The sequence below is a fragment of the Polaribacter aquimarinus genome, from assembly GCF_003129485.1.
GTDB lineage: Bacteria > Bacteroidota > Bacteroidia > Flavobacteriales > Flavobacteriaceae > Polaribacter > Polaribacter aquimarinus.
This window is the reverse complement of the sequence record NZ_QFFG01000005.1, coordinates 161,020-187,974: the sequence shown is the minus strand read 5'-3', so window position 1 is coordinate 187,974 and position 26,955 is coordinate 161,020. Positions and strand designations below refer to the sequence as shown.

At 29.8% G+C, this 26,955-nt stretch carries 27 protein-coding genes and 1 tRNA gene; 19 read left to right on the top strand and 9 right to left on the bottom strand.

Features of this window, described 5'->3' with window-relative positions; all coding sequences use genetic code 11:
- Positions 1–3: 3 nt before the first annotated feature.
- The 5 genes from lptE to groL all read left to right on the top strand — a co-directional run bounded on the left by lptE (position 4) and on the right by groL (position 3,804).
- Positions 4–510, top strand: a complete 507-nt coding sequence (gene lptE / locus DIS07_RS11955; RefSeq protein WP_109405491.1) for an LptE family protein — start codon at positions 4–6, stop codon at positions 508–510.
- A gap of 29 nt (positions 511–539) precedes the next feature.
- A complete protein-coding gene (locus tag DIS07_RS11950; RefSeq protein ID WP_109405490.1) occupies positions 540–1,268 on the top strand; it encodes a hypothetical protein in 729 nt (242 codons plus the stop codon).
- On the top strand, positions 1,265–1,597 hold the full coding sequence (gene secG, locus DIS07_RS11945; protein ID WP_109405489.1) for a preprotein translocase subunit SecG: 333 nt from the start codon (positions 1,265–1,267) through the stop codon (positions 1,595–1,597). The genes DIS07_RS11950 and secG overlap by 4 nt, the downstream gene beginning before the upstream one ends.
- A 178-nt stretch (positions 1,598–1,775) precedes the next feature.
- On the top strand, positions 1,776–2,051 hold the full coding sequence (locus tag DIS07_RS11940; protein ID WP_109405488.1) for a co-chaperone GroES: 276 nt from the start codon (positions 1,776–1,778) through the stop codon (positions 2,049–2,051).
- Positions 2,052–2,166: 115 nt separating this feature from the next.
- The gene (gene groL, locus DIS07_RS11935; protein ID WP_109405487.1) at positions 2,167–3,804 is read left to right on the top strand and encodes a chaperonin GroEL; all 1,638 of its coding nucleotides are present in this window, start codon (positions 2,167–2,169) and stop codon (positions 3,802–3,804) included.
- 135 nt (positions 3,805–3,939) lie between these two features.
- Here groL and DIS07_RS11930 read toward each other — a convergent pair whose 3' ends face one another.
- The 5 genes from DIS07_RS11930 to xrtF all read right to left on the bottom strand — a co-directional run bounded on the left by DIS07_RS11930 (position 3,940) and on the right by xrtF (position 8,162).
- Complete coding sequence (locus tag DIS07_RS11930) at positions 3,940–4,350, bottom strand: heavy-metal-associated domain-containing protein (protein ID WP_109405486.1); 411 nt, start codon at positions 4,348–4,350, stop codon at positions 3,940–3,942.
- An 80-nt stretch (positions 4,351–4,430) separates the two neighbouring features.
- The gene (locus tag DIS07_RS11925; protein ID WP_109405485.1) at positions 4,431–6,674 is read right to left on the bottom strand and encodes a TonB-dependent receptor; all 2,244 of its coding nucleotides are present in this window, start codon (positions 6,672–6,674) and stop codon (positions 4,431–4,433) included.
- Between the two features lie 73 nt (positions 6,675–6,747).
- Positions 6,748–7,152: an HYC_CC_PP family protein gene (locus DIS07_RS11920; RefSeq protein WP_109405484.1), complete on the bottom strand. Its 405-nt coding sequence runs from the start codon at positions 7,150–7,152 to the stop codon at positions 6,748–6,750.
- A gap of 45 nt (positions 7,153–7,197) precedes the next feature.
- Positions 7,198–7,629, bottom strand: a complete 432-nt coding sequence (locus DIS07_RS11915; protein WP_109405483.1) for an exosortase F system-associated membrane protein — start codon at positions 7,627–7,629, stop codon at positions 7,198–7,200.
- Entirely contained in the window at positions 7,626–8,162 is a 537-nt protein-coding gene (gene xrtF, locus DIS07_RS11910) for an exosortase family protein XrtF (RefSeq protein ID WP_109405482.1), read from the bottom strand. The genes DIS07_RS11915 and xrtF overlap by 4 nt, the downstream gene beginning before the upstream one ends.
- Before the next feature lie 50 nt (positions 8,163–8,212).
- Between xrtF and DIS07_RS11905 the strand changes: the two genes are divergently transcribed.
- From DIS07_RS11905 to rodA, 8 genes are all read left to right on the top strand, one after another.
- The gene (locus DIS07_RS11905; protein WP_109405481.1) at positions 8,213–8,668 is read left to right on the top strand and encodes a GAF domain-containing protein; all 456 of its coding nucleotides are present in this window, start codon (positions 8,213–8,215) and stop codon (positions 8,666–8,668) included.
- Between the two features lie 86 nt (positions 8,669–8,754).
- Positions 8,755–8,883: a hypothetical protein gene (locus DIS07_RS15220; RefSeq protein WP_262503146.1), complete on the top strand. Its 129-nt coding sequence runs from the start codon at positions 8,755–8,757 to the stop codon at positions 8,881–8,883.
- A 256-nt stretch (positions 8,884–9,139) separates the two neighbouring features.
- Positions 9,140–10,666 carry a bifunctional phosphoribosylaminoimidazolecarboxamide formyltransferase/IMP cyclohydrolase gene (purH, locus tag DIS07_RS11900; protein WP_109405480.1) on the top strand — a complete coding sequence of 509 codons (1,527 nt, stop codon included), beginning with the start codon at positions 9,140–9,142 and terminating at the stop codon, positions 10,664–10,666.
- Positions 10,667–10,744: 78 nt separating this feature from the next.
- Positions 10,745–11,773 (top strand): rod shape-determining protein, encoded by a 1,029-nt coding sequence (locus DIS07_RS11895; protein WP_109405479.1) that lies wholly within the window; start codon positions 10,745–10,747, stop codon positions 11,771–11,773.
- Positions 11,774–11,791: 18 nt separating this feature from the next.
- Positions 11,792–12,622 (top strand): rod shape-determining protein MreC, encoded by an 831-nt coding sequence (gene mreC, locus DIS07_RS11890; protein WP_109405478.1) that lies wholly within the window; start codon positions 11,792–11,794, stop codon positions 12,620–12,622.
- A complete protein-coding gene (locus tag DIS07_RS11885) occupies positions 12,615–13,118 on the top strand; it encodes a hypothetical protein (RefSeq protein WP_109405477.1) in 504 nt (167 codons plus the stop codon). The genes mreC and DIS07_RS11885 overlap by 8 nt, the downstream gene beginning before the upstream one ends.
- On the top strand, positions 13,118–15,004 hold the full coding sequence (gene mrdA, locus DIS07_RS11880) for a penicillin-binding protein 2 (RefSeq protein ID WP_109405476.1): 1,887 nt from the start codon (positions 13,118–13,120) through the stop codon (positions 15,002–15,004). The genes DIS07_RS11885 and mrdA overlap by 1 nt, the downstream gene beginning before the upstream one ends.
- Complete coding sequence (gene rodA / locus DIS07_RS11875; RefSeq protein WP_109405475.1) at positions 14,985–16,265, top strand: rod shape-determining protein RodA; 1,281 nt, start codon at positions 14,985–14,987, stop codon at positions 16,263–16,265. Before mrdA ends, rodA begins: the two co-directional genes overlap by 20 nt.
- Before the next feature lie 85 nt (positions 16,266–16,350).
- Here the strand turns inward: rodA and rpsT are convergent, their stop codons facing one another.
- The 3 genes from rpsT to proS all read right to left on the bottom strand — a co-directional run bounded on the left by rpsT (position 16,351) and on the right by proS (position 18,270).
- The gene (rpsT, locus tag DIS07_RS11870) at positions 16,351–16,602 is read right to left on the bottom strand and encodes a 30S ribosomal protein S20 (RefSeq protein ID WP_109405474.1); all 252 of its coding nucleotides are present in this window, start codon (positions 16,600–16,602) and stop codon (positions 16,351–16,353) included.
- Positions 16,603–16,636: 34 nt separating this feature from the next.
- Positions 16,637–16,708: transfer RNA gene (locus tag DIS07_RS11865), tRNA-Glu, on the bottom strand.
- 86 nt (positions 16,709–16,794) lie between these two features.
- Complete coding sequence (gene proS, locus DIS07_RS11860) at positions 16,795–18,270, bottom strand: proline--tRNA ligase (RefSeq protein WP_109405473.1); 1,476 nt, start codon at positions 18,268–18,270, stop codon at positions 16,795–16,797.
- Between the two features lie 155 nt (positions 18,271–18,425).
- On the opposite strand from proS, the gene DIS07_RS11855 reads away from it, so the two are divergent.
- The 5 genes from DIS07_RS11855 (at position 18,426) to porT (ending at position 23,536) form a co-directional block, all read left to right on the top strand.
- Positions 18,426–19,646: a hypothetical protein gene (locus tag DIS07_RS11855; RefSeq protein ID WP_146190732.1), complete on the top strand. Its 1,221-nt coding sequence runs from the start codon at positions 18,426–18,428 to the stop codon at positions 19,644–19,646.
- Between the two features lie 26 nt (positions 19,647–19,672).
- Positions 19,673–21,055: an OmpP1/FadL family transporter gene (locus tag DIS07_RS11850; RefSeq protein ID WP_109405471.1), complete on the top strand. Its 1,383-nt coding sequence runs from the start codon at positions 19,673–19,675 to the stop codon at positions 21,053–21,055.
- Between the two features lie 127 nt (positions 21,056–21,182).
- Positions 21,183–22,091, top strand: a complete 909-nt coding sequence (locus DIS07_RS11845) for a NifU family protein (protein WP_109405470.1) — start codon at positions 21,183–21,185, stop codon at positions 22,089–22,091.
- Between the two features lie 3 nt (positions 22,092–22,094).
- The gene (gene ubiE, locus DIS07_RS11840; protein ID WP_109405469.1) at positions 22,095–22,826 is read left to right on the top strand and encodes a bifunctional demethylmenaquinone methyltransferase/2-methoxy-6-polyprenyl-1,4-benzoquinol methylase UbiE; all 732 of its coding nucleotides are present in this window, start codon (positions 22,095–22,097) and stop codon (positions 22,824–22,826) included.
- Positions 22,826–23,536, top strand: a complete 711-nt coding sequence (gene porT / locus DIS07_RS11835) for a type IX secretion/gliding motility protein PorT/SprT (RefSeq protein ID WP_109405468.1) — start codon at positions 22,826–22,828, stop codon at positions 23,534–23,536. Before ubiE ends, porT begins: the two co-directional genes overlap by 1 nt.
- A gap of 32 nt (positions 23,537–23,568) precedes the next feature.
- On the opposite strand, the gene DIS07_RS11830 is transcribed toward porT, so the two are convergent.
- Positions 23,569–24,312, bottom strand: a complete 744-nt coding sequence (locus DIS07_RS11830) for a TrmH family RNA methyltransferase (protein ID WP_109405467.1) — start codon at positions 24,310–24,312, stop codon at positions 23,569–23,571.
- A 69-nt stretch (positions 24,313–24,381) separates the two neighbouring features.
- Here DIS07_RS11830 and tamL point away from each other — a divergent pair, with 69 nt between their 5' ends.
- A complete protein-coding gene (tamL, locus tag DIS07_RS11825; protein ID WP_109405466.1) occupies positions 24,382–26,889 on the top strand; it encodes a translocation and assembly module lipoprotein TamL in 2,508 nt (835 codons plus the stop codon).
- Positions 26,890–26,955: the final 66 nt, after the last annotated feature.

Sequence of the window (26,955 nt, the reverse complement as noted above, 5' to 3'; positions counted from 1 at the left end):
TTGATGAAAAAAATAACTTTTATAATTTTATTTTCTATTAGCACATTATTCTTAGTTGGTTGCGGAGCCTACTCTTTTACCGGAGGAAATACAGGTGCCGCAAAAACCATTCAAATTGATTTTTTTCCAAATCAAGCACCTCTAGTAGAACCCACTTTAAGTCAAACTTTTACACAAAATCTACAAGATTTATTTACACGTCAAACCAATTTAACTTTAGTAAACTCTAATGGTGATTTGTATTTTAGCGGCGAAATAACCGATTATAGAATAAACCCAATGAGTGCTTCTGCTAATCAAACTGCAGCCCAGAATAGATTAACAGTTACAGTAAATGTTCGTTTTGTAAATAAGTTAAATGAAAAAGACGATTTTGAAAAACAATTCTCTTTTTATTCTGATGTCGATGCTACAGCACAACTAACAGGAGGTGTTTTAGAAACGGCTTTAGAAGAAATTTTAGAAAGAATTACACAAGATATTTTTAATGCTTCAGTAGCAAAATGGTAAATTGGTTAGAAGTTAGAAGTTAGAAGAAATTGAAAGAAAACACATTCATAGAAATATTAGAAAAGAAAAAAAACATTCAGCAGTTAGAAACTGTTGAATTAAAATCTATTGTCGAGAAACACCCCTATTTCCAAGCAGCAAGAGCTTTGTATTTAAAAGGTTTAAAAAACCAAGATAGTTTTAAATACAATAACGAATTAAAAACAACAGCAGCCTATACAACAGACAGAACCGTTTTATTTAATTTTATAACTTCAAATAATTTTAATCTTCAAAAAGAAGATATTCATCAACAAATTAACGATAAAATATCAGAAGAAAAAACAACATCTTTTAAAGAAACAATCACTGAAATTAAGGAAGAATTAAATATTGGAAGACCAATTTCTTTTACTTCTACAGAAAGTCATTCTTTTGGTGAATGGTTACAATTATCTAGAAAAAAACCTATTCTTAGAGAAAAAAGAAAACCAACTGATTTACTTCCAAAGAAAGAAGAATTAATTGATAAATTCATTGAAAAAAATCCTAAGATAGAACCTTTACCTAAAGATAAAAATATTGTTGTACCAGTTTCAAAAAACAAGCAAGATGAAGCTTTAATGACAGAAACTTTAGCTAAAGTTTATCTAGAGCAAAAAAAGTATGAAAACGCAATACAAGCTTATCGAATTTTAAGTTTGAAATATCCAGAAAAAAGTGGTTTCTTTGCAGACCAAATTAAAAGAGTACAAATTTTACAAAAAAATAAATTATGAGTTATACAGCATTTTTAATCCTAATTTTGATTGTTGCAATCGCATTAATCTTAATTGTTATGGTTCAAAATCCTAAAGGTGGGGGTTTATCTTCTTCTTTTGGTGGTGGTGGAGCTCAATCTTTAGGTGGCGTGCAAAACACAAATAACTTTTTAGATAGAACCACTTGGACTTTAGCGATTGCAATGTTTGCATTAATTTTGTTAGCAAACTTTGCTATCCCTAGAGAAGGAGACAGCAACTTTAAATTAGACAATACGTTAGATGGAGTTGAAACTACAACTCCAATAGAAAATACAACTCCTTCAAATACGAAAGACAGTATCTAAATTTAGCATCTAAAAACATAAAAAATGCCAACGAAAATGACACGTTGGCATTTTTTTATTCGCAAAATTTAAAGATAAAATCATTCCAAGAAAAATTGTCAGTTTTTAAGCAATGGCATAATTTCTGACAAATTGTACACGTAAAAATTAATTTATTAAATCAAAAATTTATATAAAAATGAGTGTAAACATTAAACCTTTAGCAGACAGAGTTCTTGTAGAACCTGCTCCAGCAGAAACTAAAACAGCTTCTGGAATAATAATTCCAGACAACGCAAAAGAAAAACCACAAAAAGGAACTGTTGTAGCCGTTGGAAATGGTAAAAAAGATGAACCTTTAACCGTTAAAGTTGGTGATACAGTTTTATATAGTAAATACGGTGGAACTGATTTAAAACTAGAAGGAACTGATTATTTAATGATGCGCGAAAGCGACATTTTAGCAATTATATAAGTATAAGCTATTTGCTTTTGGCTATTTGCCTTCAGCAAAAAATATTAAAAAATTTAAATCAAACTATTTTAGCGAAAAGCCAAGTGCTAATAGCTAAAAGTTAAAAATAAAAACAATGGCAAAAGATATAAAATTTGATATAGAAGCTAGAGATGGCTTAAAACGTGGAGTCGATGCATTAGCAAACGCTGTAAAGGTAACTTTAGGTCCAAAAGGAAGAAACGTAATTATTTCTAAATCTTTTGGAGCACCAACTGTTACAAAAGATGGTGTTTCTGTTGCAAAAGAAGTAGAATTAGAAAACGAGCTCGAAAACATGGGAGCTCAAATGGTAAAAGAAGTTGCTTCTAAAACCAATGATTTAGCTGGTGATGGAACTACAACTGCTACTGTTTTAGCACAAGCAATTGTAAAAGAAGGATTGAAAAATGTTGCTGCTGGTGCAAATCCAATGGATTTAAAGCGTGGAATTGACAAGGCAGTTGCTGCTATCACAGAAGACTTAGAAAAACAAACTCAAAAAGTTGGTAATTCTTCTGATAAAATTCAACAAGTAGCATCAATTTCAGCAAATAACGATGCTGTTATTGGTGATTTAATTGCAACTGCTTTTGGAAAAGTTGGTAAAGAAGGTGTAATTACCGTAGAAGAAGCAAAAGGAACAGATACTTATGTAGATGTTGTGGAAGGCATGCAATTTGACAGAGGTTATTTATCTCCTTACTTTGTTACTGATGCTGATAAAATGATTGCTGATTTAGAAAATCCATACATTTTATTATTTGATAAAAAGATTTCTAACTTACAAGAAATTCTTCCAATTTTAGAACCAGTTGCACAATCTAGCAGACCTTTATTAATTATTGCTGAAGATGTGGATGGACAAGCATTGGCAACATTAGTAGTTAACAAATTAAGAGGAGGATTAAAAATTGCTGCTGTAAAAGCTCCAGGTTTTGGAGACAGAAGAAAAGCAATGTTAGAAGACATCGCAATTTTAACTGGTGGTACAGTAATTTCTGAAGAAAGAGGATTCTCTCTAGAAAATGCAACATTAGATTTATTAGGAACTGCAGAAACTGTAACTATTGATAAAGACAATACTACAATTGTAAATGGTTCTGGTGATGCTGAAGCTATAAAAGCAAGAGTAAATCAAATTAAAGCACAGATAGAAACTACTACTTCTGATTACGATAAAGAAAAATTACAAGAGCGTTTGGCTAAATTAGCTGGTGGTGTTGCAGTTTTATATGTTGGTGCTGCTTCTGAAGTAGAAATGAAAGAAAAGAAAGATAGAGTTGATGATGCTTTACATGCTACGAGAGCTGCAGTTGAAGAGGGTATTGTTGCTGGTGGTGGTGTTGCTTTAGTGCGTGCTAAAAAAGTTTTAGAGAAATTAACTACTGATAATTTAGACGAAACTACAGGTGTACAGATTGTAAACAAAGCAATTGAATCTCCTTTAAGAACTATTGTAGAAAATGCTGGTGGTGAAGGTTCTGTAGTCATCAATAAAGTATTAGAAGGTAAAAAAGATTTTGGTTATGATGCTAAGTCTGATCAATATGTAGATATGCTTGAAGCTGGAATTATCGATCCTAAAAAAGTAACTAGAGTTGCTTTAGAAAATGCTGCTTCTGTTGCTGGTATGATTTTAACTACTGAGTGTGCTTTAGTTGATATTAAAGAAGATGCTCCTGCTGGTGGAGGAATGCCTCCAATGGGTGGTGGAATGCCAGGAATGATGTAGTAGCGAATCGCTACAGATGAAGTATTTTTCTCACATACTTGTCATTTCGATTTTATGGAGAAATCTTAATAAAAAAATCCGATAGAAATTTCTATCGGATTTTTTATTATTGACAATTGATACTTACTTTCTAAATTAATTTTTTTTCTTTTGTTTTTTCAACCCACCAGTGTGGTCTAAAACAATTTCTTCATCTCTATATTTACAACAAGGATGTACAGAGTTATAAGCTTCCGTTTTTGCTTCTAATTTTTTATTTTCATCTAAAATCACATCATGTCCAACTTTTAGAATATTTTTTTGAACTGTTGAAACATCTGTTTTACGTTCATCCATAATTAGGTTTAATTGATGTGTCTTTGTACTCCAAAGTGCAAACTTTACTCCCTTAGTTTTAAGAGCTGCAGTTTCTATACGCTTTTTACACATTCCGCAAATACCATCAACTTCAAAAGTAACTTTTGCGTTTTTTTTCTTTTTTATTTCTTGTGATTGTGTTGAAAAACCAATCAAGAACAAACTGAATATAAATACTATTTTTTTCATTTTTTATTGTTTTTTTTAAGTTCCTATCTTTATAGGAATGATAAAATAATTTTATTTTATAGAAAACTCCACTATGTGGATTATTTAATTTTAAATCTTAATCCTGTATAAATTGCGCGTCCAAAAATAGGCGCATATACAATTGTGGTATCAAAATTTGAACCAAAAGGGTTATCACTTGCTAAAATAGGATTTTTCTGTTGCACATTTGTTAAATTTTCCGCACCTAAATATATTTCAAATTTATTTGAAAACACCTTTGTGATTTGAGAATTCAACAACTGAAAAGAGTTAGAATACTCAGGCAATTGATATTGAACAGGGTTTGAACTCGTAATAGGCAAACGCTGTTTTCCTATGCTATTAAAAGTAACATCAAACTTCCATTTGGCAGCATTTTCCTTTTCTGATGTTTCATAAGAAAGGTTTGCAAAAAATCTGTTTTGAGGCTGAATCGGTTTCTGCAAGTTGCCATTTTTATAATCTACAGAAATATCAAAATATTTATAAGCCGTTCTTAAATTAAAAAAAGGTGCAATGTTATAATTTAATTCTACTTGAAAACTATTGGCAATACTTTTACCATTCAAATCATAAAAAGAAACTTCTTGAGGATTTTCCCAATCAACCACAACTTGATTCTGGAAATCCGTTTGATAAAAATCGAATGTAACATCTCCTTTTTTATCAAATAAATTAAATTTCTGCATAAAAGAAACTCCGTAATTCCAAGCTATTTCTGGGTTTAATCCGTAAATATTTCCACCTAAATTATCTATATTAATTTGCCTTGAACTTGCAAACAATTGTTGATTTTCGGCAAAAATATTCGCACTTCTTTTCCCTCTACCAACAGAAGCTCTAAAAACACCGTTTTCCCAAGGAACATATCTTAAGTGTAAACGCGGAGTTAAAAATGTTCCTAATAAATTATGAGTATCAATTCTAATTCCAGCAGTAAAACTAAAGTTCTCTAAATTGTCAAATCCATATTCAAAAAAAGCACCCAATGAGTTTTCTATTCTATCAAAATTATTTGCATTGACAAGCTCATCATATTTATCATAGGTAAAACTTAAACCCGTTTTAAACTTATTTCTAGTATCTCCAATAATTGAGTTAAAAATTAGATTAGAATACACACTTTGATGATTGATATCATAACCATTTAAACCAAAATAAGAATCTTGTTGATGATTGCTATACGCCATTTGAAAACCAATACTTTGAAATGGCAACTCAGGAAAAACGTACCCAAGTTTTGCAGAAGTATCAAATCGTTTTGTTTCTATCTCACTTCCCCAGGCATTTGTGGTTCCTTTATCTATAGCTGGATTAAAATTAAGTTCACCTGTTTGTTTTTCATCATTTAAAAAACGAACATTTATAAAACTTACCCAACCTTTTTCTGCATCTGTAAATTGCCAACGATTCATCACATTAATTTGATTAGATAAGGGCATATCTAAAAAATTATCCTTGTTTCTATCAAATTTTTGACCTCTGTAATTTCCGTGAATGTATAAACCTGTTTGCCATTTTTCTGATACTCTTTGATTAAAATGTGTATTTAATTCCAATCTACCGTTTAAAGAAGAGTAAGCATTTAAAAAGAATTTATCATCGGAAAAAGGTTTTACCAATTCTGCATTTATCTGACCAGAAATACTTTCGAAACCGTTGACAACAGAACCTGCTCCTTTTGTAATCTGAATGCTCTCTACCCAAGTTCCTGGAGTAAATGTGAGTCCGAAAACTTGAGAAGCGCCTCTAACTGAAGGAATGTTTTCTTGTGTGATTAACAAATACGGACTTGTTAAGCCCAACATTTGTATCTGTTTTGTTCCTGTTAACGCATCCGAGAAACTAATATCTATAGAAGGATTTGTTTCAAAGCTTTCTGCCAAATTACAGCAAGCCGCTTTTAGTAATTCCTCAGAATTTACAGTAAACATATTAGTAGTAGTTAATGTAGATCTAAAAGTGGCTTTCTTTTGAGTTCTTATTGTAACCTCATCCAACTCGCTTTGTGGAGTTAAAAAATGATGAATTGGCTTTAAACTAGTTACAGTAATTGTATCTGTTCTAAAACCTAAATAACTCACTATTAACTTCTTGTAATCTTTTTTATATGGGATTGTAAACCATCCTTTTTTGTTAGTTATTGCACTAACATTTGTATTGAGCCAATGTACACTGGCACCTTCAACTCCTAAATTATCTTTTGGATTATTTTTATCCATAATCATTCCTTTAAACGTTGTTTGCGAGAATATTATGAGCGGAATAAATAGCAAAAAACTACTTATAATTATTTTTTTCATTGTTTTGATTATTATTATTCAACATGACTGTTTTCCACCTAAAAAGATGAATATGAGGTGTTAAAAAATAAAATCAAATTAAAAAAGATTGGTATAAAACCTGATAATCTTTGGGTATATCAGGAGGAGAAAAGTCTTTATAATACGTTTTTTTAGATTCATTTTTAAGAAATAAATCTTGATAAGAAATAACAAATGCAGCAACAAACTGCTGTTTATCTAAATCGAAATCATCGAAAGAAAATTGTTGCAATTCATCTTGACCTTCTATTTTATGAATTTCATCTTTACAACAACTTTTCTTTTTTGCTAATGCTTTTGCTTCCATTTTCATTCCGCAATCATCTGCATCACCAGTAAAAGAAACGTCCATTAAAAACTCACCACAATAATGTTTTTCTACAGTGAAAGAAAAAGTAGAAAACAACACTAAAAGCGCCAATAAAAAAGAAGATATTTTAGATAGGTTCTGTTTCATTTCTGATGCAAATTTACAATAAGAAAATCTAAAATGGTGTTAAAATTACCTGTTGCTTAATTTTTGATAATAAAATGCAGGTAAAAGTAATAATAAGAATATTGGATGAATAATAAATCGTCTTACATAAAAAGGTAATAAATATCCCGACTCGAATTTATCTTTAAGTAAAAAAACGAATAAGATTATCAATATCATAAAAGCCAACATTAAAAAAAAACCTGTAAATTTTAAGTAATCTTTTCTTTCAAATAAAACCCAGATAATACCTAATGAAACTAAAGAATTTAAAACATATCTAAACAGCATATCTACAATTAAATGCCAAACATTTATTTGAGGCATTTGAGTATACAAATAATCATTTTGAAAATAAATAATTAGTGGGTCGTAAAATAATTCATCAGAAAAACCTCTAATTAGAAAAAGTAATAGAAAAAGACAAATCAAGAAAAAAATCTTTAAATACTTGTTCATTTTTTATAATTTGAAAACTTATTCACCCAAATTACCCAAAGTAAAAAAACACACCCATAAATTATAGCTGGAAAAACTAAATTATGTAAAAACTCTTGTCTTTCTGGGTATTTATAAATTAAAACTGTTAGAAAAGCAATTCTAACAACATTTATTGTGTAAATAAATAATGCCCCAAAAAGAGAAAAAAGAACTGTAGCTTTAATTGAACCAGAAAATGCAACAATAAAAGCTATGAATAAAATAATAACACTTATAGAGTTACATCCTTCTATAACTCTTGCCGTATATTGATTTTCTATTAAAAGTTTTACAGACAATTCTTTTTTGTGCTGTAAAGCATCTACATGATACCCAAAAAACTCTAATAAACTTTCTGTTTGATGCGCAACTAACGTTGTAATTGAAGCTGTTTTAAACCCTCCTTCTTTTTGTTGAGAATTTTGTAAGTAAAAATTATAAATGGTTACTAATATAAAATACGTAGCAAAAAACTTAATCAAAAAAACGACAATATTTTTATGTTTTTTCACAATGAATTTTAATTTAATTTAGCAACCTATTTATATAACGAATATACAAAATGAATATAGAAACTCTAAAAGTACAAATAGATAAAATAATAAACAGTAATTCTTCTATAGATAATAAGCTTCAAGCTATTTGTGATTATTTAGAAAATGAAATCTCTTATTATGATTGGGTAGGTTTTTATTTTAAAAACGGTGATAAAAAAGAATTAAAATTGGCACAATATACAGGAGAAGAAACCGAACACACTATTATCCCTTTTGGAAAAGGTATTTGCGGACAAGTTGCAATTTCTAATCAAAATTTTGTTGTACAAGATGTTAGTGAGCAAGACAACTATATTTCGTGTGGTTGGAAAGTAAAATCAGAAATCGTAGTCCCAATTTTTGTTGATGGAGAAAATATAGGTCAGATAGATATAGACTCTCATATTGCTAACACTTTTACGATTAAAGATGAAGAAATTTTAGAATATGTTTGTGAAAAAGTTTCAAGTATTTTAAACTAAAATTGCATATTATTAGTTTTTTTTTTATGTTTGTTGTAATATTTTAACGAATTTAATTAATTCTATTAATCATTAACCCCTAAGTAATGAATAAAGAACATACTACATCGTTAGTTGCATCGAGCAACTTCAGTCAAAGATACAGCATTAAAAATCAATTATTTCTCCATCAATTTGTCAATTGGTTTAGAGATTTTATTGAAAATGCTGAATAGTTTTTTTTTTAGTTTTTAATTTTTAAACCCCCTAATTATGAGAAAACAATCCAATAGCATTTTATTAAAAATGCTTCCTTTCTTAAACAAAAAACAAGATAGGAGAACTCCCAGAAACTACACCACTCTGGTAGAGAATTTTAAAACTAGAATTCAGGTGGAATAGTTGTTAATTTTTTATCGTTTTTGTTATTATCTTTTATTGTCTTACAAGATTGCTTTTACTAAATTTGTAATCTTAACAAGACAACACTAAATGAGCACTTCAAAAACAATCAAATCCGCATTAATTTCGGTATTTCACAAAGACGGTTTAGAACCGTTGGTAAAAAAATTAAACGACTTAAATGTAACTATCTACTCTACAGGAGGGACAGAAAATTTCATAAAAGAGCTTGGAATTGACGTTATTCCTGTAGAAGAAGTTACTTCTTATCCTTCTATTTTAGGAGGACGAGTTAAAACGTTACATCCAAAAGTTTTTGGAGGAATTTTAAATAGACAAGATCATAAAGGTGATGTTGCAGAAATGACTGAATATAATATTCCGCAAATAGATTTAGTTATTGTTGATTTATATCCTTTTGAAAAAACTGTTGCTTCTGGTGCACCAGAGCAAGATATTGTAGAAAAAATTGATATAGGCGGAATCTCTCTAATAAGAGCTGCTGCTAAAAATTTTAAAGATACAATTATTGTTTCTTCAATGGATCAATATGAAGATTTCTTATCTCTTATTTCTAAAAACAATGGGGAAACTTCTATTTCTGACAGAAAGAAATTTGCTGCAAAAGCATTTAATATTTCTTCTCATTACGATACGGCAATTTTCAATTATTTTAATGAAGATGAAGTAGTTTACAAAGCAAGCGAACAAACTTCAAAAACTCTTAGATATGGAGAAAACCCTCATCAAAAAGGATATTTCTTTGGAGATTTAGAAGCAATGTTCGACAAATTACACGGAAAAGAATTAAGCTACAACAATCTTTTAGATGTAGATGCCGCTGTAAATTTAATTGAAGAGTTTAAAGGAGAAGCACCCACTTTTGCTATTTTAAAACACAACAATGCTTGTGGTTTCGCACAAAGAGAGACTATTAAACAGGCTTATGTTGATGCTTTAGCTGGAGATCCAGTTTCTGCTTTTGGTGGTATTTTAATTGCAAACACAGAGATTGATGCATCAACTGCAAATGAAATTCATTCTTTATTTTGTGAAGTTGTTATAGCTCCTTCTTTTTCTGATCAAGCTTTAACCATTTTAAAAGGAAAGAAAAATAGAATTATTCTAGTTCAAAAAGACGTTGAATTACCAACTACAACCGTAAGAACTTGTTTAAATGGTACTTTAGTTCAAGATAAAGATAATATTACAGATCAATTAGAAGGTTTAAAATATGTAACTAACAATAAACCAACTAAAAAAGAGTTAGATGATTTATTGTTTGCCTCTAAATTGTGTAAAAACACAAAATCTAACACTATTATTTTAGTAAAAAACAAACAATTATTAGCAGGTGGTACTGGGCAAACTAGTAGAGTTGATGCCTTAAATCAAGCTATAGAAAAAGCAAATTCTTTTAACTTTGATTTAAACGGTGCTGTAATGGCAAGTGATGCATTTTTTCCATTTCCAGATTGTGTGGAAATTGCAGATAAAGCTGGAATCAAAAGTGTTATCCAACCAGGAGGCTCTATTAAAGATCAATTGAGTATAGATTATTGCAATGACAATGATTTATCAATGGTAATGACAGGCACGAGACATTTTAAACATTAATAAATTATATGTAATTCGCAAACAGAAATTTAGTAAGTTTGTAAGAATACATCAAAAATAAAACAACAAAGATATTTTATGGGTTTTTTCGATTTTATGACGGAGGATATTGCGATTGATTTAGGAACCGCAAATACATTGATAATTCACAACGGAAAAGTGGTTATTGATAGTCCTTCTATTGTTGCAAGAAATAGAATTTCTGGTAACATTATTGCTATTGGTAAAGAAGCCAATTTAATGCAAGGAAAAACCCATGAAAATATTAAAACTATACGTCCTTTAAAAGATGGAGTAATTGCAGATTTTGAAGCTTCTGAACAGATGATTAAAGAATTTGTAAAACAAATTCCATCCATAAAAAAGAAATTATTTCCACCAGCATTACGAATGGTAATATGTATTCCTTCTGGAATTACTGAAGTAGAAAAGCGAGCTGTACGTGACTCTGCAAAACACATGAATGCTAAAGAAATCTATTTAATTTACGAACCTATGGCAGCAGCAATTGGTGTTGGAATAGACATTATGGAGCCAAAAGGTAATATGATCATTGATATAGGTGGAGGAACAACAGAAATTGCAGTAATAGCTCTTGGAGGTATTGTTTGCGACCAATCTGTAAAAGTTGCTGGAGATTTATTTACCAGTGATATTATGTATTATATGCGTACCCAACACAATTTACATGTTGGGGAAACTACTGCTGAGAAAATCAAAATTCAAATTGGTGCCGCAACAGAAGATTTAGAAACTCCTCCAGATGAAATGCTAGTCCAAGGTAGAGATTTGTTAAGTGGAAAACCAAAACAAGTTCAAGTTTCCTTTAGAGAAATTGCTAAAGCACTAGATAAATCAATTTTAAGAATTGAAGATGCTGTAATGGAAACTTTATCTAAAACTCCACCAGAATTAGCTGCTGATATATACAATACCGGAATCTATCTTGCAGGAGGAGGCTCTATGCTAAGAGGTTTAGACAAACGTTTGTCTAGAAAAACAGATTTACCCGTATATGTCGCTGAAGACCCTTTAAGAGCTGTTGTTCGTGGAACTGGTATTGCTTTAAAAGAATTAAACAAATACAAAAATGTATTAATGAAATAGCGGTTATATCTTAGAGTAATGCAACAGATTATCTATTTTTTTCAGAAGTTTAAGTATTTTCTGTTTTTTTTATTCTTAGAAATAATAGCTCTTACATTTACCTTTAACAATTTAAATTTTCATAAAAGTAAATTTGTTAATTCCGCAAATTTAGTAACAGGCGGAATTTATTCTTCTATTTCGAATACATCAGAATATTTTAGTTTAAAAGAAAAAAATGCCCTTTTGGTAGAAGAAAATAATTACTTAAAAAACTTATTAGAAAAACAAAAATCAGTAATTATAAATATAGATTCTACTGTTAATGATACAATAAAATACAATCAAAAATTTACCTACGCCACCGCTAAAATTCATAAAAATGAATATTCAAAAGCATTTAATTTTCTTTTGATAAACAAAGGTTCTAATCATGGAATTAAAAGAGAAATGGCTGTAATTAATAGTAAAGGTATTATTGGAATTACAGAAAACACTTCTTCAGAATACGCTAGAGTGCAATCTATTTTAAATAAAAACAGTAAAATTAATGCTCGGCTAAAAGGGAAAACCTTTTATTTTGGATCTTTAGAGTGGAACGGATTAGATTACAACACTGTTCAACTATATGATATCCCAAGACAAGCTTCAGTAAAAATTGGAGACACTATAGAAACAGGAGGTAAATCAACTATTTTCCCAGAAGGCATTCCTATCGGAACAATATCGAAAATTAACGAAGGTAATACTGCCGATAATAAAATTGATATTACTCTTTTTAATGATATGAGTAATTTAAAGCATGTTTATGTAATAAAAAGTTTAGATAAAATTCAAGTCAATAATTTAGAAACCTTACAAGATGAATAAGACTCTAAATAACGGATTGCTATTTTTACTATTGTTGTTACTACAAGTATTACTATTAAATAACATTAATTTTTTAGGGTTTATAAATCCATATTTATACATAGCTTTTGTATTTCTTTACCCTTTAAAAGAAAATCGATTTACATTCCTTTTTTTAAGCTTCTTGTTAGGATTATCTATAGATTTCTTTTCAGATTCAGGTGGAATTCATGCTTCTTCAATTTTATTAATTGCTTATTTAAGATTATTTTTTGTAAAAATTTATTTCAGAAAATTACCAGCAGATTATCCTTTTTTTAATCTTAGAAGCGAATCTTTTGGTAAAGTTTTTAACTATACAATAACTTTAACAGTTATACACCACCTTATCTATTTTACTTTTATTAATTTTAGTTTTCAAAATATCTCGATGGTATTATTAAATACATTATACTCTAGTTTTTTTACATTGATTTTATTTTTTTTAGGAACCTATATTTTTACTAAAAGTCAATAATGCAAAGAAGTTTTTTACTTTATATATTAATTACTCTTATCGGAATTATTTTTATTGGAAGGTTGTTTCAATTGCAAATCATTAGAGGTGCTAATTACGATCCAATACACAATTCTGCTGTAAAAATTGAATATGATTACCCAGAAAGAGGTTATGTATATGATAGAAATGGAAAGCTTTTAGTAGCTAACGAACTTTCTTATGATGTTATGGTGCAACCCAATCAGGTAAAACCAATAGATACCTTAGAGTTTTGCAAACTCCTAAAAATAAGTAAAGATGACTTTCACAAAAGATTTAAAAAGGCTAAAAATTATGCCCCCTATTTACCTTCTGTTTTTTTAAAACAATTGGCTAAAGAAGATTTTGCCTTTCTACAAGAAAAACTACATAAGTTTCAAGGTTTTTTTATTCAAAAGAGGATCATTAGAGAATACCCCATAAATGCAGCCGCAAATGTATTAGGTTATATCGGAGAAGTAAATGAAGCTTTGGCAAAAAAAAATGATTATTACCAACCAGGAGAACTAATTGGTAAAGATGGTATTGAAAGACAATATGAAAATTACTTAAGAGGTAAAAAGGGAAAAAAATACTTACAAAGAAACAACCTTAATAAAGTTACTGGATCTTATTTAGAAGGTAAATACGATACATTGCCCGAAAACGGTAAAGACCTAACCTTAACATTAGATATTGATTTGCAAGTGTATGCTCAAAGCCTAATGAAAGGTAAAAGAGGTGGAATTGTTGCTATAGAACCTTCTTCTGGAGAAATTTTAGCATTAGTTACTGCACCTACCTATAATCCAAATATGTTAGTTGGTAGAAAACGTTCTAAAAATTCCGTTTTATTATTTAATGACACTATTAGTAGACCCAGTTTTGATAGAGGCTTAAAAGCCACTTATGCTCCAGGTTCTCCATTTAAAATGATGAATGCATTAATTGGCTTGCAAGAAAATGTTATTAATGAAGAAACTCATTTTTACTGCTATAATGGATATAAATATGGTAGATCAAAAGATGCTTTTATGGGATGTCATTGTGGTATTTATGCAAAACCTATTAAGTTAAGAACAGCCATAGCAAAATCTTGTAACAGTTATTTTTCTAACACCTATAAAAGAATAGTAGAGAAAAACAAAAAGCCTTCAGAAGGATTAGATAATTGGAAAAAACACATTTCTAGTTTCGGTTTAGGCAATTACTTAGGATATGATTTACCAGCTGGTAGCCCAGGCTTAATTCCTGATGGAAAATATTATGATAATCGCTATAAGTATTCTTGGAATGCTTCAACCAATATTTCCAATGCTATTGGTCAGGGCGAAGTTTTAACTACTCCAATTCAACTAGCTAATTTTACAGCTGCAATTGCTAATAGAGGTTTTTTTTATACACCACATATTTTAAAACAAGTCAATAAAGAACCGATTAAAAACTCGAAGTATACTATACCAAAAAAAACCACAATAAATCAAAAACACTTTATACCTGTAGTTGATGCTATGCACGAAGTTTTTAAAACAGGGACAGGAAAGTGGAGTCAAGTAAAAGGAATTGAAATTTGCGGAAAAACTGGAACTGCAGAAAATTTTGCAATAATTGAGAATCAGAAAATACAATTACCAGATCACTCTATCTTAGTGGCTTTTGCCCCTAAAGAAAATCCAAAAATTGCTTTAGCAATTTTTGTAGAAAATGGCGGTTATGGATCAACAATTGCAGCCCCTATTACCAGTTTATTAATTGAGAAATATTTAAACAAAGAAATATCAAAAGCCAATAAATATAGAGAACAAAATATGTTAAACTTAAGTTTACAGGATATTTATAATAAACTAAATCTAAAACCTCAAGAAATTGCGTCAGGAACGAAATAACATTTTTGCTGGTATCGATTGGATTTTAGTTATCCTATTTCTAATTCTTGTGGGTTTTGGTTGGATGAATATTTTTGCAGCTTCAAAGGGTGATGAAGATTTTCAACTATTAAGTTTTACCTCCAAATATGGGAAACAATTTATATTTATAAGTTTAACAATACCATTAATTGTCCTTATTCTGTTTTTTAACTCAAAATTTTACGAACAATTCGCCAGTATTTTCTACATCATCTCTCTTATTTCACTTTTAGGTTTATTTGTTTTTGGTAAAGAAATAAATGGTGCAAAATCTTGGTATAATTTTGGAGTTTTAGGTTTACAACCTTCCGAATTTGTAAAAGCTTTTACCGCTTTGGCAGTTGCCAAATTATTAAGTGACAGACAATACAATTTTAAATTGATAAAAAACCAAATTAAGGCGTTTATCATTATTTTTACCCCTGCAGTACTAATCACTCTTCAACCAGACGCTGGTTCAGCAATAATTTATTTAGCATTCTTTTTTGTATTGAACAGAGAGGGTTTAACACTTAATTATACCATTATAGGATCTCTAGCTATTCTTATTTTTATTCTTTCAATTTTTTTTGGAACAACTTGGGTTATATCAATTTTACTAACTTTAATTACAATTGGTTTTTTTTATGTAATATACAAAGGAGGTAAAAGATTTATCCGGTTTAATTGGCATAAAGTACTTGGGCTTTATTTAATTGTTGGATTATTTATTTTTGGAACTGACTTTGCCTATAAGAATATTTTCAAGCAACATCATAGAGATCGTTTCGAAATTTTATTAGGACTTAAGACTGATACAAAAAATATAGGTTATAACTCTCATCAATCAGAATTAACCATAAGTTCTGGAGGGTTTTCTGGCAAAGGGTTTTTGCAAGGAGATATTACAAAAGGAGACTTTGTACCCGAACAACATACAGATTATATTTTTTGTACTGTAGGTGAAGAATGGGGTTTTTTAGGAAGCTCCTTAGTGATTGTACTATTTATGTCAATGTTATTTAGAATTATATATCTGGCAGATACTCATACCAATAAGTTTGGGCGAATATATGGCTACGGTGTAGCTTCTATACTATTCTTTCATCTAATTGTTAATATAGGGATGGTTATTGGCTTGTTACCAACTGTTGGTATTCCACTCCCATTTTTTAGTTATGGAGGTTCTTCTCTTTGGGGTTTTACAATTCTACTTTTTATATTTATTAGATTAGATGCGCATAAAAATTACGATTGGTAAAAAACTTACTCAAAAAAAATGTTACATAAAAAAAAGCTCTGAATCATTATAATTCAGAGCTTTTATATTCTATAAAAATAAAATCTTACAATGCAGCAACGTGCTTTGTTAATTTTGATTTTAAATTTGCAGCTTTGTTCTTGTGAATAATATTATTTTTAGCTAACTTATCTAACATAGAAATAACTTTACCTAATTTGCTCTCTGCATCTTTTTTATCTTCAATTGTACGTAAATCTCTTACAGCATTACGAGTAGTTTTGTGCTGATATTTATTACGTAACCTTTTAGCCTCGTTACTTCTAATTCTTTTTAATGCTGACTTATGATTTGCCATAATTTCTTTACTTCTTGTTTTTATTAAAACTTTGTAGTCCGTACGGGAATCGAACCCGTGTTACCAGGATGAAAACCTGGCGTCCTAACCCCTAGACGAACGGACCATAACAATTAAATATCTCTCAATTGCGGATGCAAATATACAACGTTTTTAAAACTCTGCAATATTTTTTTAAAAAATTTTAAAAATTTAATACGCCTTTGCAAAAAGCACTCTTTTTGATGAGGGTTTACCTGTTAAAACACAAACACCAACCTCTTCTTTTGCATCGTTAGGAATGCATCTAATAGTGGCTTTAGTATATTCTTTTATTCTATCTTCAGTTTCTTCTGTTCCGTCCCAATGTGCAGAAACAAAACCTCCTTTTTTTATTGCTTTTTTAAACTCTTTAAAATCGCTTACAACTGTGGTATATTCTTTTCTATAATCAATTGCTTTTTGAAATAAATTCTTTTGGATATCTTCTAAAAGATTTTCTACATAAGAAATTACATCTTCTTGATTAATGGTTTGCTTTTCAAAAGTATCTCTTCTTGCTATTTCTAGTGTACCGTTTTCTAAATCTCGATTCCCGATTGCAATTCTAACAGGCACTCCTTTAAGTTCATATTCTGCAAACTTTGCTCCAGGCCTAAAGGTATCTCTGTTATCAAACTTTACAGAGATTCCTTTTTTACGTAAATCTTTTACAAGAACATTTACTTTTTCAGAAATTGCTTCTAGCTGCTCTTCTCCTTTATATATCGGTACAATTACAACTTGAATTGGGGCTAATTTAGGAGGCAAAACTAATCCGTTGTCATCTGAATGTGTCATAATAAGACCTCCTATCAAACGTGTAGAAACTCCCCAAGATGTGGCCCAAACGTATTCTTGTTTTCCTTCTTTAGAGGTAAATTTAACATCAAATGCTTCTGCAAAATTTTGACCCAAAAAATGACTTGTTCCAGCTTGTAAGGCTTTCCCATCCTGCATTAAAGCTTCAATAGTATAAGTGTCTTCTGCTCCTGCAAAACGTTCACTATCAGATTTCACACCTTTAACAACTGGCATTGCCATAAAACTTTCTGCAAATTCAGCGTAAACATCTTGCATTTGTTTTGCTTCTGTTATAGCTTCAGATTTTGTTGCATGTGCGGTATGCCCTTCTTGCCACAAAAACTCTGCTGTTCTTAAAAATAAACGTGTTCGCATTTCCCAACGCACTACATTTGCCCATTGGTTTATTAATAATGGCAAGTCCCTATAAGATTGTATCCAACCTTTGTAAGTATTCCAAATAATAGCTTCCGATGTTGGCCTAACCACCAACTCTTCTTCTAATTTTGCTTCTGGATCTACTCTCAATTTCCCTTCTTTTTCTGGATCATTTTGTAAACGATAATGTGTAACTACTGCACATTCTTTTGCAAAACCTTCTGCATTTTTCTCTTCTGCTTCAAATAAACTTTTAGGAACAAAAAGAGGAAAATAAGCATTCTGATGCCCTGTTTCTTTAAACATTCTATCCAGTTCTGCTTGCATCTTTTCCCAAATTGCAAAGCCATATGGTTTTATTACCATACAACCTCTAACTGCTGAATTTTCAGCCAAATCAGCTTTTACCACTAATTCATTATACCATTTAGAATAATCGACTGCTCTTTTTGTTAAATGTTTACTCATAATCAAAAGTTTGGCACAAATATTGTATATTTCTTAGTGAAATTTCTGTTAAAACCAATATTTGCATTTACAAAAACGGTACAAAATTAGTATATTTAAAAGAGTTTTTAGCAAGAATTATCAATTAAATAAGTATTCATCTAAATAAATTCATCATGAAGTTAACTAATATAAACATCAAACTAAATCATCTTGTTTTTTTACTTGCAGTCAACTTCGTATTGGTTTCATGTGGATCTTACCAAAGTGTATATAACGATGATGGAATTTACGGAGACGAAATAAAGAAAAAAACTGAGAAAAAAGTAATTGTAGTTGACCAAAAAGAATACGAAGAATATGAAGAAAACTACTTTACAAAACGACTTCAGAGTATAGAAAATAATAATGAAAATCATATTTTTACAGATATCGATAATTACAACACTGTTGATACTATTTATGTTGATGATGAGATTATTGATGAAACATTAAATTATAATGCAAATCAACCCTGGGGTTATGGAGACAATAATGATGTTGTTGTAAATATAGACTTAATGACAAGCCCTTATTGGAATAATTCTTTTTTATGGAATGATTTCTACTGGAACCGAGGATTTGCATTTAATAATGGATGGGGATTTAACAGATGGGGATATAGAAATTTTGGTTTTTGGGGTGGTTCATTAAACCCTTATTGGCATCCTTATCACAATTTTTACGCTTGGAACATTGGTTTTATTACCCCTTATTACTATCAACCATATTACCGATTTAATAACTTTAGAAACAATAATCGTTTCAACAGGAATTACGGAAGGAGAACCGCTTCTAATACCACTTACAGAAGAAGTAACTCTTCATACAGAAACAGAAACTATACAAGCAGAAGAAATTCTACCACAAATAGACAATCATCTACTTCAAGAAGAAATAATAATTCAAGTTATTCCAGAAGGAGTAGTACAATAAATAGAAATTCTTCATCAAGAAGAAGTGTTAGAAATAGTTCCACCTCAAGAAGAAGTAGTTCAAGAGGAAGTTCCTCTTCAAGAAGAAGTTCAAGTTCAAGAAGAAACAATAGTGCAAGTATTAACGGTAGAAATAGCAACAATAATAGACAGGTTGTTGTGGTAAGACGTTCTTCAAACAACAATAGAAGTACTAATTCCTCAACTAGAAGATATCGTTCAAGTTCTAGGAACACAACGTCTAGAACAAATTCAAGAGCTACAAGAAATTCGAGTACAAATAGAAGGAGCACTTATAAACCTTCTACTAGAAGCTCATCCACAAGATCTTCTTCTCGAAGTTCATCTACCAGGAGCACTCCAAGTAGAAGCAGCTCTAGGAGTTCTTCTTCAAGAAGGTCATCATCTAGAAAAAGAGGATAGAATAACACTTTACAAAAACCATTACAATGAAGAAAATTTTAATCATAGCGATAGTATTCGCAGCAACATTTACGTCTTATTCTCAATCTTTAGGCTATCAAGATTTAGCGATTTTATTCTCTCAAGATGACAGAAATGGTTCAGCACGTTTTACTGGAATGAGTGGAGCTTTTGGAGCTCTTGGAGGGGATGTTTCTGTAATGAATATAAATCCTGCAGGTATAGCTGTTTTTAATAATAGCGCATTTTCGGGAACTCTAAACTCTAGAAATTCTGAGATTATTTCTAATTATTACGGAAATTCACAAACAACTCAAGATCAGTTTTTTAATTTATCTCATGCCGGTGCAGTTTTAGTTTTTGACACTGCTTATAACTCAGAATGGAATAAATTTTCTATTGGATTTAATTACAGAATAACTAAAGATTTTTCTGATAGTTTTAGAGTTAGAGGTAATAGCGGAGTTGCAACTTTTACAGAATTTCCATTAGACAACAACACCCCAACACTAAATTATAATATTGCTGATGGACAAAGATTTAACACACTTTATAACGGAGAAATAAGTGAGTTAAATATGGCTTTTTCTACGGTACATCAAAATAAAATATACTTAGGTTTTGGTTTAAATTTCTATGATTTAAACTTCTCACAGCAATCTACATTAACTGAATTTAATAGTGATGTTAATGGAAATGAGTTAGACGCTAATTTATATCAAGAAAATTTTACTATCGGAACAGGTGTTTCTGCGAACTTAGGATTTATATACAAGGCTCATAAAAACTTTAGGTTTGGTGCATCTTACCAAACTCCAACAATTTTTTATGACATTACTGAAGAAACAAATATCGTAAATAATGATGGCTATGATGGAGATACCGAAATTTCAGTTAGTAACGATAATGTAATTTACGACAATACTGCTGGAGGCAACTTCCCTACTCAGAATCTTTTATACAGACTAAAAACACCAGGAAAATTAACAGCGAGTGCTGCTTTTATTTTTGGCAAAAGTGGTCTTTTAAGTTTTGATTACACCAATAAATTTTTTACCAATACAAGATTTAATACTTCTGGATTTGATACTGAAAATCAATTCTTTCAAAACGAATTAAGAAATACACATTCTTACAACATAGGAACTGAATGGAGACTAGATAGATTTAGTGTACGTGGTGGATATCATTTTGAACAAAATCCAGATACATTAGCTATAAATTCTGATAATCTCGAAGGGTATTCTTTTGGAGCAGGTTACAATTTTGGGAGTTTTAAATTAGATTTTTCATATTCTAACAACAACCGGACTGCTCCTTACAATTTTTATTCAGGTTTTAACGTAAACTCTGCAGAATTGCAATTAGACAATAGAACTTTTGCAGCTACAATAACTTTAAATCTGTAACCCAAAAAACAATTCAATATTTCCTTTAGAAATTATATTCTTAATTTCTAAAGGATATTTTATTTAACGTATTATAACAATACTGTTCCTCTTTTTTCCTTAATTTTGCAACTTAATTTTTAGAAAGATGCAGGAAGTAAAAATTACGGTTCAAGAAACCACTAACAATACTATTATAAAATTTAATACGAATACCATTTTAATTAATGGTGGTAGCTATGAATATAGCAATATTGATGATGCTAAAAATTCGCCCTTAGCACAACAACTATTTTATCTTCCGTTTGTAAAAAAGGTATTTATTACAGCAAATTTTATTGCCGTTCAACGTTTTGATATTGTAGAGTGGAGTGATGTACAAGATGAGGTAGCTTCTCAATTAGAAAGTTATTTAAATGATGATGGTGTGGTGGTAAATGAAGAAACACGAACTTCAAAAAAAGAAGCTATTGAGGTTTATGCAGAAGTAACTCCCAATCCATCAGTAATGAAGTTTGGTACTAACAAATCTTTAACGCAAAGAGATGTAGAATATAAAAATATTGACGAAGCTAGTAAATCATCACCTTTAGCACAAGCAATTTTTAATTTTCCATTTGTTAAAGAGGTTTTTATATCAGATAATTACGTATCTATAACAAAATACGACATGGTAGAATGGAATGAAGTTTTTGCTGAAGTAAGAACTTTTATTCGTGAATATTTAGTCTCGGGAAAAACCATCATTCAAGAATTACCTAATCAAGAGAAAGAAGATTCATCAAACAAAGTAGAGCAACCAAGTATTAAGCTAGAAGGTATTTCTGCACAAATTGTAGACATTTTAGACGAATACATTAAACCTGCTGTAGCTGGTGATGGAGGTAACATTGCTTTTCGTTCTTATGATGAAACAAACAAAGTAGTTAGTGTAATTTTACAAGGCGCTTGTAGCGGATGCCCATCTTCTACAGCAACACTAAAAAACGGAATAGAAAACTTACTAAAAGAAATGTTACCCAATCAAATTAATGAAGTTGTAGCTATTAATGGATAAAAAATGTCAGCAGAAAAAATAAATCCTTATAAAGATTCCGAGCTTGGTAAAAAAGAACAAGTTGCTCAGATGTTTGATAATATTTCTGAGAATTACGATGGTTTAAACAGAGTTATTTCTTTAGGGATCGACGTAAAATGGCGTAAAAAAGTTGTGAAAATTGTTGGTAAAAACAATCCAAAACAAATTTTAGACATTGCAACAGGTACTGGTGATTTAGCTTTAATGATGGCTTCGTTAAAACCTGAAAAAATTGTTGGTTTAGACATTTCTGCCGGAATGTTAGAAGTTGGTAAACAAAAAATTGCTAAAGCAAACTTATCTGACAAAATAGAAATGATAGTTGGCGACTCTGAAGAAATGCCTTTTAAAGATAATACTTTTGATGCGATTACTGTTTCTTTTGGTGTTCGTAATTTTGCACACTTAGATAAAGGATTAACTGAAATTGCAAGAGTTTTAAAACCAACTGGGGTTTTAGTTATTTTAGAAACTTCTAATCCTACGAAATTCCCTTTTAAACAAGGTTATAAATTTTATACTAATTTTATTTTACCCGTAATCGGAAAATTATTCTCTAAAGATAAAGTTGCGTATTCTTATCTTTCTGAATCTGCAAATTCTTTTCCATTTGGAGATGCTTTCAACAATATTTTAAAAAAAAATGGGTTTACACATACAAAAGACACACCTGTAACTTTTGGAGTTGCAACAATTTATACTGCATATAAATAATGATTTGTAAAAGGTTTTTAATTATCAGTTTTTTTCTTTTGAACTCTCTTGCACTTTTTGCTCAAAGAGAAAAGGTAGAATATCTTCCTACTTTTGACAATAAGAAATTTCACTATGGATTTTATTTAGGCTTAAATCAAAATGATTTTAAGGTTAGCTTAAAAAATGTTAACACCCTTCCTAATTCCAATATTTCTGTAGAATCTACTCCAGGTTTTAATGTAGGTCTAATTGCAGATTTACGTCTTCATAAAAATCTAAATTTACGTCTTGAACCTGGTTTAATGACCAATTCTAAAAAAATATTTTTTAACCATATAGCAACAGCACAAGATAGTGTTCGAGATGTAAGCTCTACATACTTGCATGTTCCTCTATTGTTTAAGTTTAGTACAGATAGATATAAAAACATCCGTCCATACTTGTTAGCAGGTGTTTCTTTGGATTATAATTTTTCGAGTAACGAAAAAAATCCTGATGATAATTTTTCTGGACAATTTAGAATGAATTCTACTAATTTCATGTACGAAGTTGGAATAGGTATCGACATTTATTTATATTTCTTTAAATTCTCACCTTCAATTCGTGGAGTTTTTGCAATTAACAACGAGATAAAATATGACAACCCTTCTAATGGAACTAGCCAATGGACTGCGCCAATAAACTTTATGGGAACTAGAGGTGTATTTTTAAACTTTGCTTTTGAGTAAGGTTTTGCGACAAAGGTTCAAAGTAATAAAATTTACTTAAAACTGATTACTGACCTTTTAAACTCACTCAATAAAACAGCAGTAGCTGTTGCCACATTTAAACTTTCTGTTTCTTTAGTTTCTCCAAATCTAGGGATGGAAATTATATTAGAAACTAGCTTTTTTATTTCTTCAGAAACGCCATTTGCTTCATTCCCCATAATTAAAACTGCTTCTTTGGGTAGTTCCGTTTTATAAATATTCTCTCCATCCATATCTGCAATAAATTTTGGTAACTTTACTTTTTTTAAATAGATCTCTAAATCTACATAATGAATTGCTACTCTTTTTAAAGACCCCATACTTGATTGCACAACCTTTTGATTAAAACAATCTACAGTATCTTTAGAACACATTAATTCTTCTATTCCGAACCAATCACACAAACGAATAATTGTTCCTAAATTTCCTGGATCATTTATTGCATCTAAAGCTAGAATTAACCCTTTCTCATTATAAACCTCATTAGTGGGTATTTTAAATAACCCTAGCACTTTATTAGGTGTTTTTAAATTACTTACCTTTTTTAATTCACTCTCTGTAATTTTAATTACTTTTTCTTGAGGTATATTATCAAAAATATCTTTGGTGCAAAAAAGCAAATCTAGTTCGAAAGAAGAATTTAATAATTCTTGAACCACCTTTATGCCTTCTGCAACAAATAATTTATGTTTTTGTCTATACTTTTTTTGAGATAAACTTGTTATGATTTTAAATTGATTTTTTGATATACTCATTAATTGATTGTAAATAGAAATAAACCGTCGAAAAATACTATTTTTGAAATTGATAGCGTCTGTAAAGTTATGAAAAAACTCATTTCGTTTTTATTTTTGATTATTACACTCTTTTCTTGCAACTCAACAAAACATGTTGCCAAGGATGCTCATATGTTAACTCAAAACTATATTTATGTAGATAGCGTTAGAGATAAAAGTACCGAATTACAAAAATACATTTTACAAAAACCAAATCCACGATTTTTAGATTTACCTTTTGCATTATACTTTCATAACATTGGAAATCACAACAAACCTAAAACGCCAACTGAATGGGCAAAAAAAAACCCACGATCTTATAACTTGATAAAAAAGATTTTTTCAGAAAAACAAAGTATTGCTTATGCAAAATCTTTTATATCTATTAATAATTGGTTTTTAAGTTACGAAGGTCCTGAAATAATAAACGACAGAAAAGTTAACAATACTAAAAACAATCTCTGGTCTTATTATAAAACAAAGGGGTATTTCAAATCTAAAGTCACCTCCAAAATAAATAGGTATAATGATAAAAAAGCTACAGTAGAATATTATATTTCTAGAGGAAAACCAACTGTACTAGATACAATAACACTAAAAATTGAATCGCCTGTTTTAGATTCAATATATTATTCCAATAACTTCAAATCATTACTTAAAAGTGGAGACCAATACAATGATAATAATTTTAGAAATGAAGCCAGTAAAGTAATAAAACTGTATAAGAACAATGGAATTTATAATTTTAAAGAATCTTCTCTAGGTTTTTATGTAGACTCTACTAGAGTAGACAACAAGACAAATGTTGACTTTATTATTTCGGGAAATAGGTTAGAAGATGAGAACGGCACTTATGTAAATAAACCCTATAAGGTCCATAAGGTTAAAGAAATTAATGTATATACAGATTATTCTTTTAGTAAAAAAAACGAGGTTATAAAAGATTCTATCACATACAATGGGATGAACTTTTTAGCATTTGATAAAAACAGATTTAATCCAAAATATTTATCTGAATCTATTTTTATAAAAAAAAATGGCATCTATAAAGACACCCTAAGAAACTTAACAAGAAACCATTTAAAATCTCTTAAAAACTTTAAATCTACTAATATAAAATTTACAGAAATTCTTGGTTCTGATACTGATTTAAAAATGGATATTTTACTATCTCCAATAGAAAAATACACATTAGGTTTAGAAACAGAACTAACACATTCTAATATAAGAAACATTGGTACTTCAGCTAAATTTTCTATCGCAAACAGAAATACATTTAGAGGAGCAGAGTTACTAAAACTTTCTTTTTTAGGATCTTATTTTAACTCCATAAACGGACCAGGTTGGGAAATCGGATCAGATGCTTCTATAGAAATTCCAAGATTTGTAGCTCCTTTTGGTTTAAGAAGATTAGTTCCCAAAAGAATGTCGCCCCGAACATTGTTTTCCGTTGGTGCAAGTTTTCAAAAAAACATAGGTTTAGATAGGAAAACATTTACTGTTTTAGCAGATTATAAATGGAATTATAACACAAAGAAAACAATACAAATAGAAGCGATTAACTTGCAATACATTCAAAACTTAAATGTAAATCGTTATTTTGACATTTATAGTTCAGAATTTAAAACATTAGATGATATTGCCAAAACTTACGACGATACCGTTAACCCATCGACTCCAAATCACCCTCTATCAGATAATTTAGATAATCAAGCTTCAGAGGCAATAAAATTTATGGAAAAAGTGTCTAGCAACAACAGTTTTAGAGCCTCCAATCCGCAAGACTATAATACAACTGTTAATATTCTAGATCGTTATAAAATAATTACATCAGATTTTTTAATACCCACACTAGCTTATACATTCAACTATAATAGTCAGACCGATTTTAAAGACAATAATTTCTCGTTTTTTAGATTAAGAATAGCAAATTCTGGAAATATACTTGGCCTAATATCTAACAAAACAAATTCAAATAATAAAAAAACTTTCTTAGATATACCTTTAGCTCAATATTTTAAAACTGACTTTGAGTTTAAACAATTTTGGGATGTTGGATTTAGCTCAGTATTTGGATTTAGGACCTTTTTAGGTGCTATTATTCCTTACAACAATTCAGACATTCCCTTTATTAAAAGTTATTTTGCTGGTGGATCTAATGATATAAGAGCGTGGCAAACTTATGAATTAGGACCTGGTAGTAGAAATACTGGTCTAGAATTTAATGTTGGTAGTTTAAAATTTCTAACAAGTGTAGAATACAGGTTTCCAGTATTTAGTAAATTAAAAGGAGCCCTTTTTATAGATGCTGGTAATATTTGGGATATTACAAACTCAGAATTTGTTGATGACGACGCAAAGTTTAATGGCTTAAAATCTTTAAAAAATATTGCTATTGGATCTGGTATTGGAGCTCGGTTAGATTTTAGCTTTTTAATTCTTCGATTTGATGTAGGTTTTAAAACCTTTGAACCTTATTTATCTGGACAAAAATGGTTTAAAAACTATAATTTTAAAAGTGCTGTTTACAATATTGGTATTAATTACCCATTCTAAAAGAACAAAAACCTATAACGTTTTCGTTATTTTAAAGATCCTAAAGGACAGTAAAACAGGTATTTT

What these genes read in the sequence shown, in the direction of transcription:
- tamL (WP_109405466.1), top strand. Translation starts at nt 24,382, where the DNA reads ATGAAAAAACTCATTTCGTTTTTATTTTTGATTATTACACTCTTTTCT.
- DIS07_RS15220 (WP_262503146.1), top strand. Translation starts at nt 8,755, where the DNA reads ATGAATAAAGAACATACTACATCGTTAGTTGCATCGAGCAACTTCAGT.
- DIS07_RS11855 (WP_146190732.1), top strand. Translation starts at nt 18,426, where the DNA reads ATGAAGTTAACTAATATAAACATCAAACTAAATCATCTTGTTTTTTTA.
- proS (WP_109405473.1), bottom strand. Translation starts at nt 18,270, where the DNA reads ATGAGTAAACATTTAACAAAAAGAGCAGTCGATTATTCTAAATGGTAT.
- DIS07_RS11915 (WP_109405483.1), bottom strand. Translation starts at nt 7,629, where the DNA reads ATGAACAAGTATTTAAAGATTTTTTTCTTGATTTGTCTTTTTCTATTA.
- purH (WP_109405480.1), top strand. Translation starts at nt 9,140, where the DNA reads ATGAGCACTTCAAAAACAATCAAATCCGCATTAATTTCGGTATTTCAC.
- groL (WP_109405487.1), top strand. Translation starts at nt 2,167, where the DNA reads ATGGCAAAAGATATAAAATTTGATATAGAAGCTAGAGATGGCTTAAAA.
- mrdA (WP_109405476.1), top strand. Translation starts at nt 13,118, where the DNA reads ATGCAAAGAAGTTTTTTACTTTATATATTAATTACTCTTATCGGAATT.
- lptE (WP_109405491.1), top strand. Translation starts at nt 4, where the DNA reads ATGAAAAAAATAACTTTTATAATTTTATTTTCTATTAGCACATTATTC.
- DIS07_RS11850 (WP_109405471.1), top strand. Translation starts at nt 19,673, where the DNA reads ATGAAGAAAATTTTAATCATAGCGATAGTATTCGCAGCAACATTTACG.
- DIS07_RS11905 (WP_109405481.1), top strand. Translation starts at nt 8,213, where the DNA reads ATGAATATAGAAACTCTAAAAGTACAAATAGATAAAATAATAAACAGT.
- porT (WP_109405468.1), top strand. Translation starts at nt 22,826, where the DNA reads ATGATTTGTAAAAGGTTTTTAATTATCAGTTTTTTTCTTTTGAACTCT.
- DIS07_RS11830 (WP_109405467.1), bottom strand. Translation starts at nt 24,312, where the DNA reads ATGAGTATATCAAAAAATCAATTTAAAATCATAACAAGTTTATCTCAA.
- DIS07_RS11925 (WP_109405485.1), bottom strand. Translation starts at nt 6,674, where the DNA reads ATGAAAAAAATAATTATAAGTAGTTTTTTGCTATTTATTCCGCTCATA.
- DIS07_RS11885 (WP_109405477.1), top strand. Translation starts at nt 12,615, where the DNA reads ATGAATAAGACTCTAAATAACGGATTGCTATTTTTACTATTGTTGTTA.
- rpsT (WP_109405474.1), bottom strand. Translation starts at nt 16,602, where the DNA reads ATGGCAAATCATAAGTCAGCATTAAAAAGAATTAGAAGTAACGAGGCT.
- DIS07_RS11920 (WP_109405484.1), bottom strand. Translation starts at nt 7,152, where the DNA reads ATGAAACAGAACCTATCTAAAATATCTTCTTTTTTATTGGCGCTTTTA.
- DIS07_RS11940 (WP_109405488.1), top strand. Translation starts at nt 1,776, where the DNA reads ATGAGTGTAAACATTAAACCTTTAGCAGACAGAGTTCTTGTAGAACCT.
- DIS07_RS11930 (WP_109405486.1), bottom strand. Translation starts at nt 4,350, where the DNA reads ATGAAAAAAATAGTATTTATATTCAGTTTGTTCTTGATTGGTTTTTCA.
- secG (WP_109405489.1), top strand. Translation starts at nt 1,265, where the DNA reads ATGAGTTATACAGCATTTTTAATCCTAATTTTGATTGTTGCAATCGCA.
- DIS07_RS11845 (WP_109405470.1), top strand. Translation starts at nt 21,183, where the DNA reads ATGCAGGAAGTAAAAATTACGGTTCAAGAAACCACTAACAATACTATT.
- ubiE (WP_109405469.1), top strand. Translation starts at nt 22,095, where the DNA reads ATGTCAGCAGAAAAAATAAATCCTTATAAAGATTCCGAGCTTGGTAAA.
- mreC (WP_109405478.1), top strand. Translation starts at nt 11,792, where the DNA reads ATGCAACAGATTATCTATTTTTTTCAGAAGTTTAAGTATTTTCTGTTT.
- DIS07_RS11895 (WP_109405479.1), top strand. Translation starts at nt 10,745, where the DNA reads ATGGGTTTTTTCGATTTTATGACGGAGGATATTGCGATTGATTTAGGA.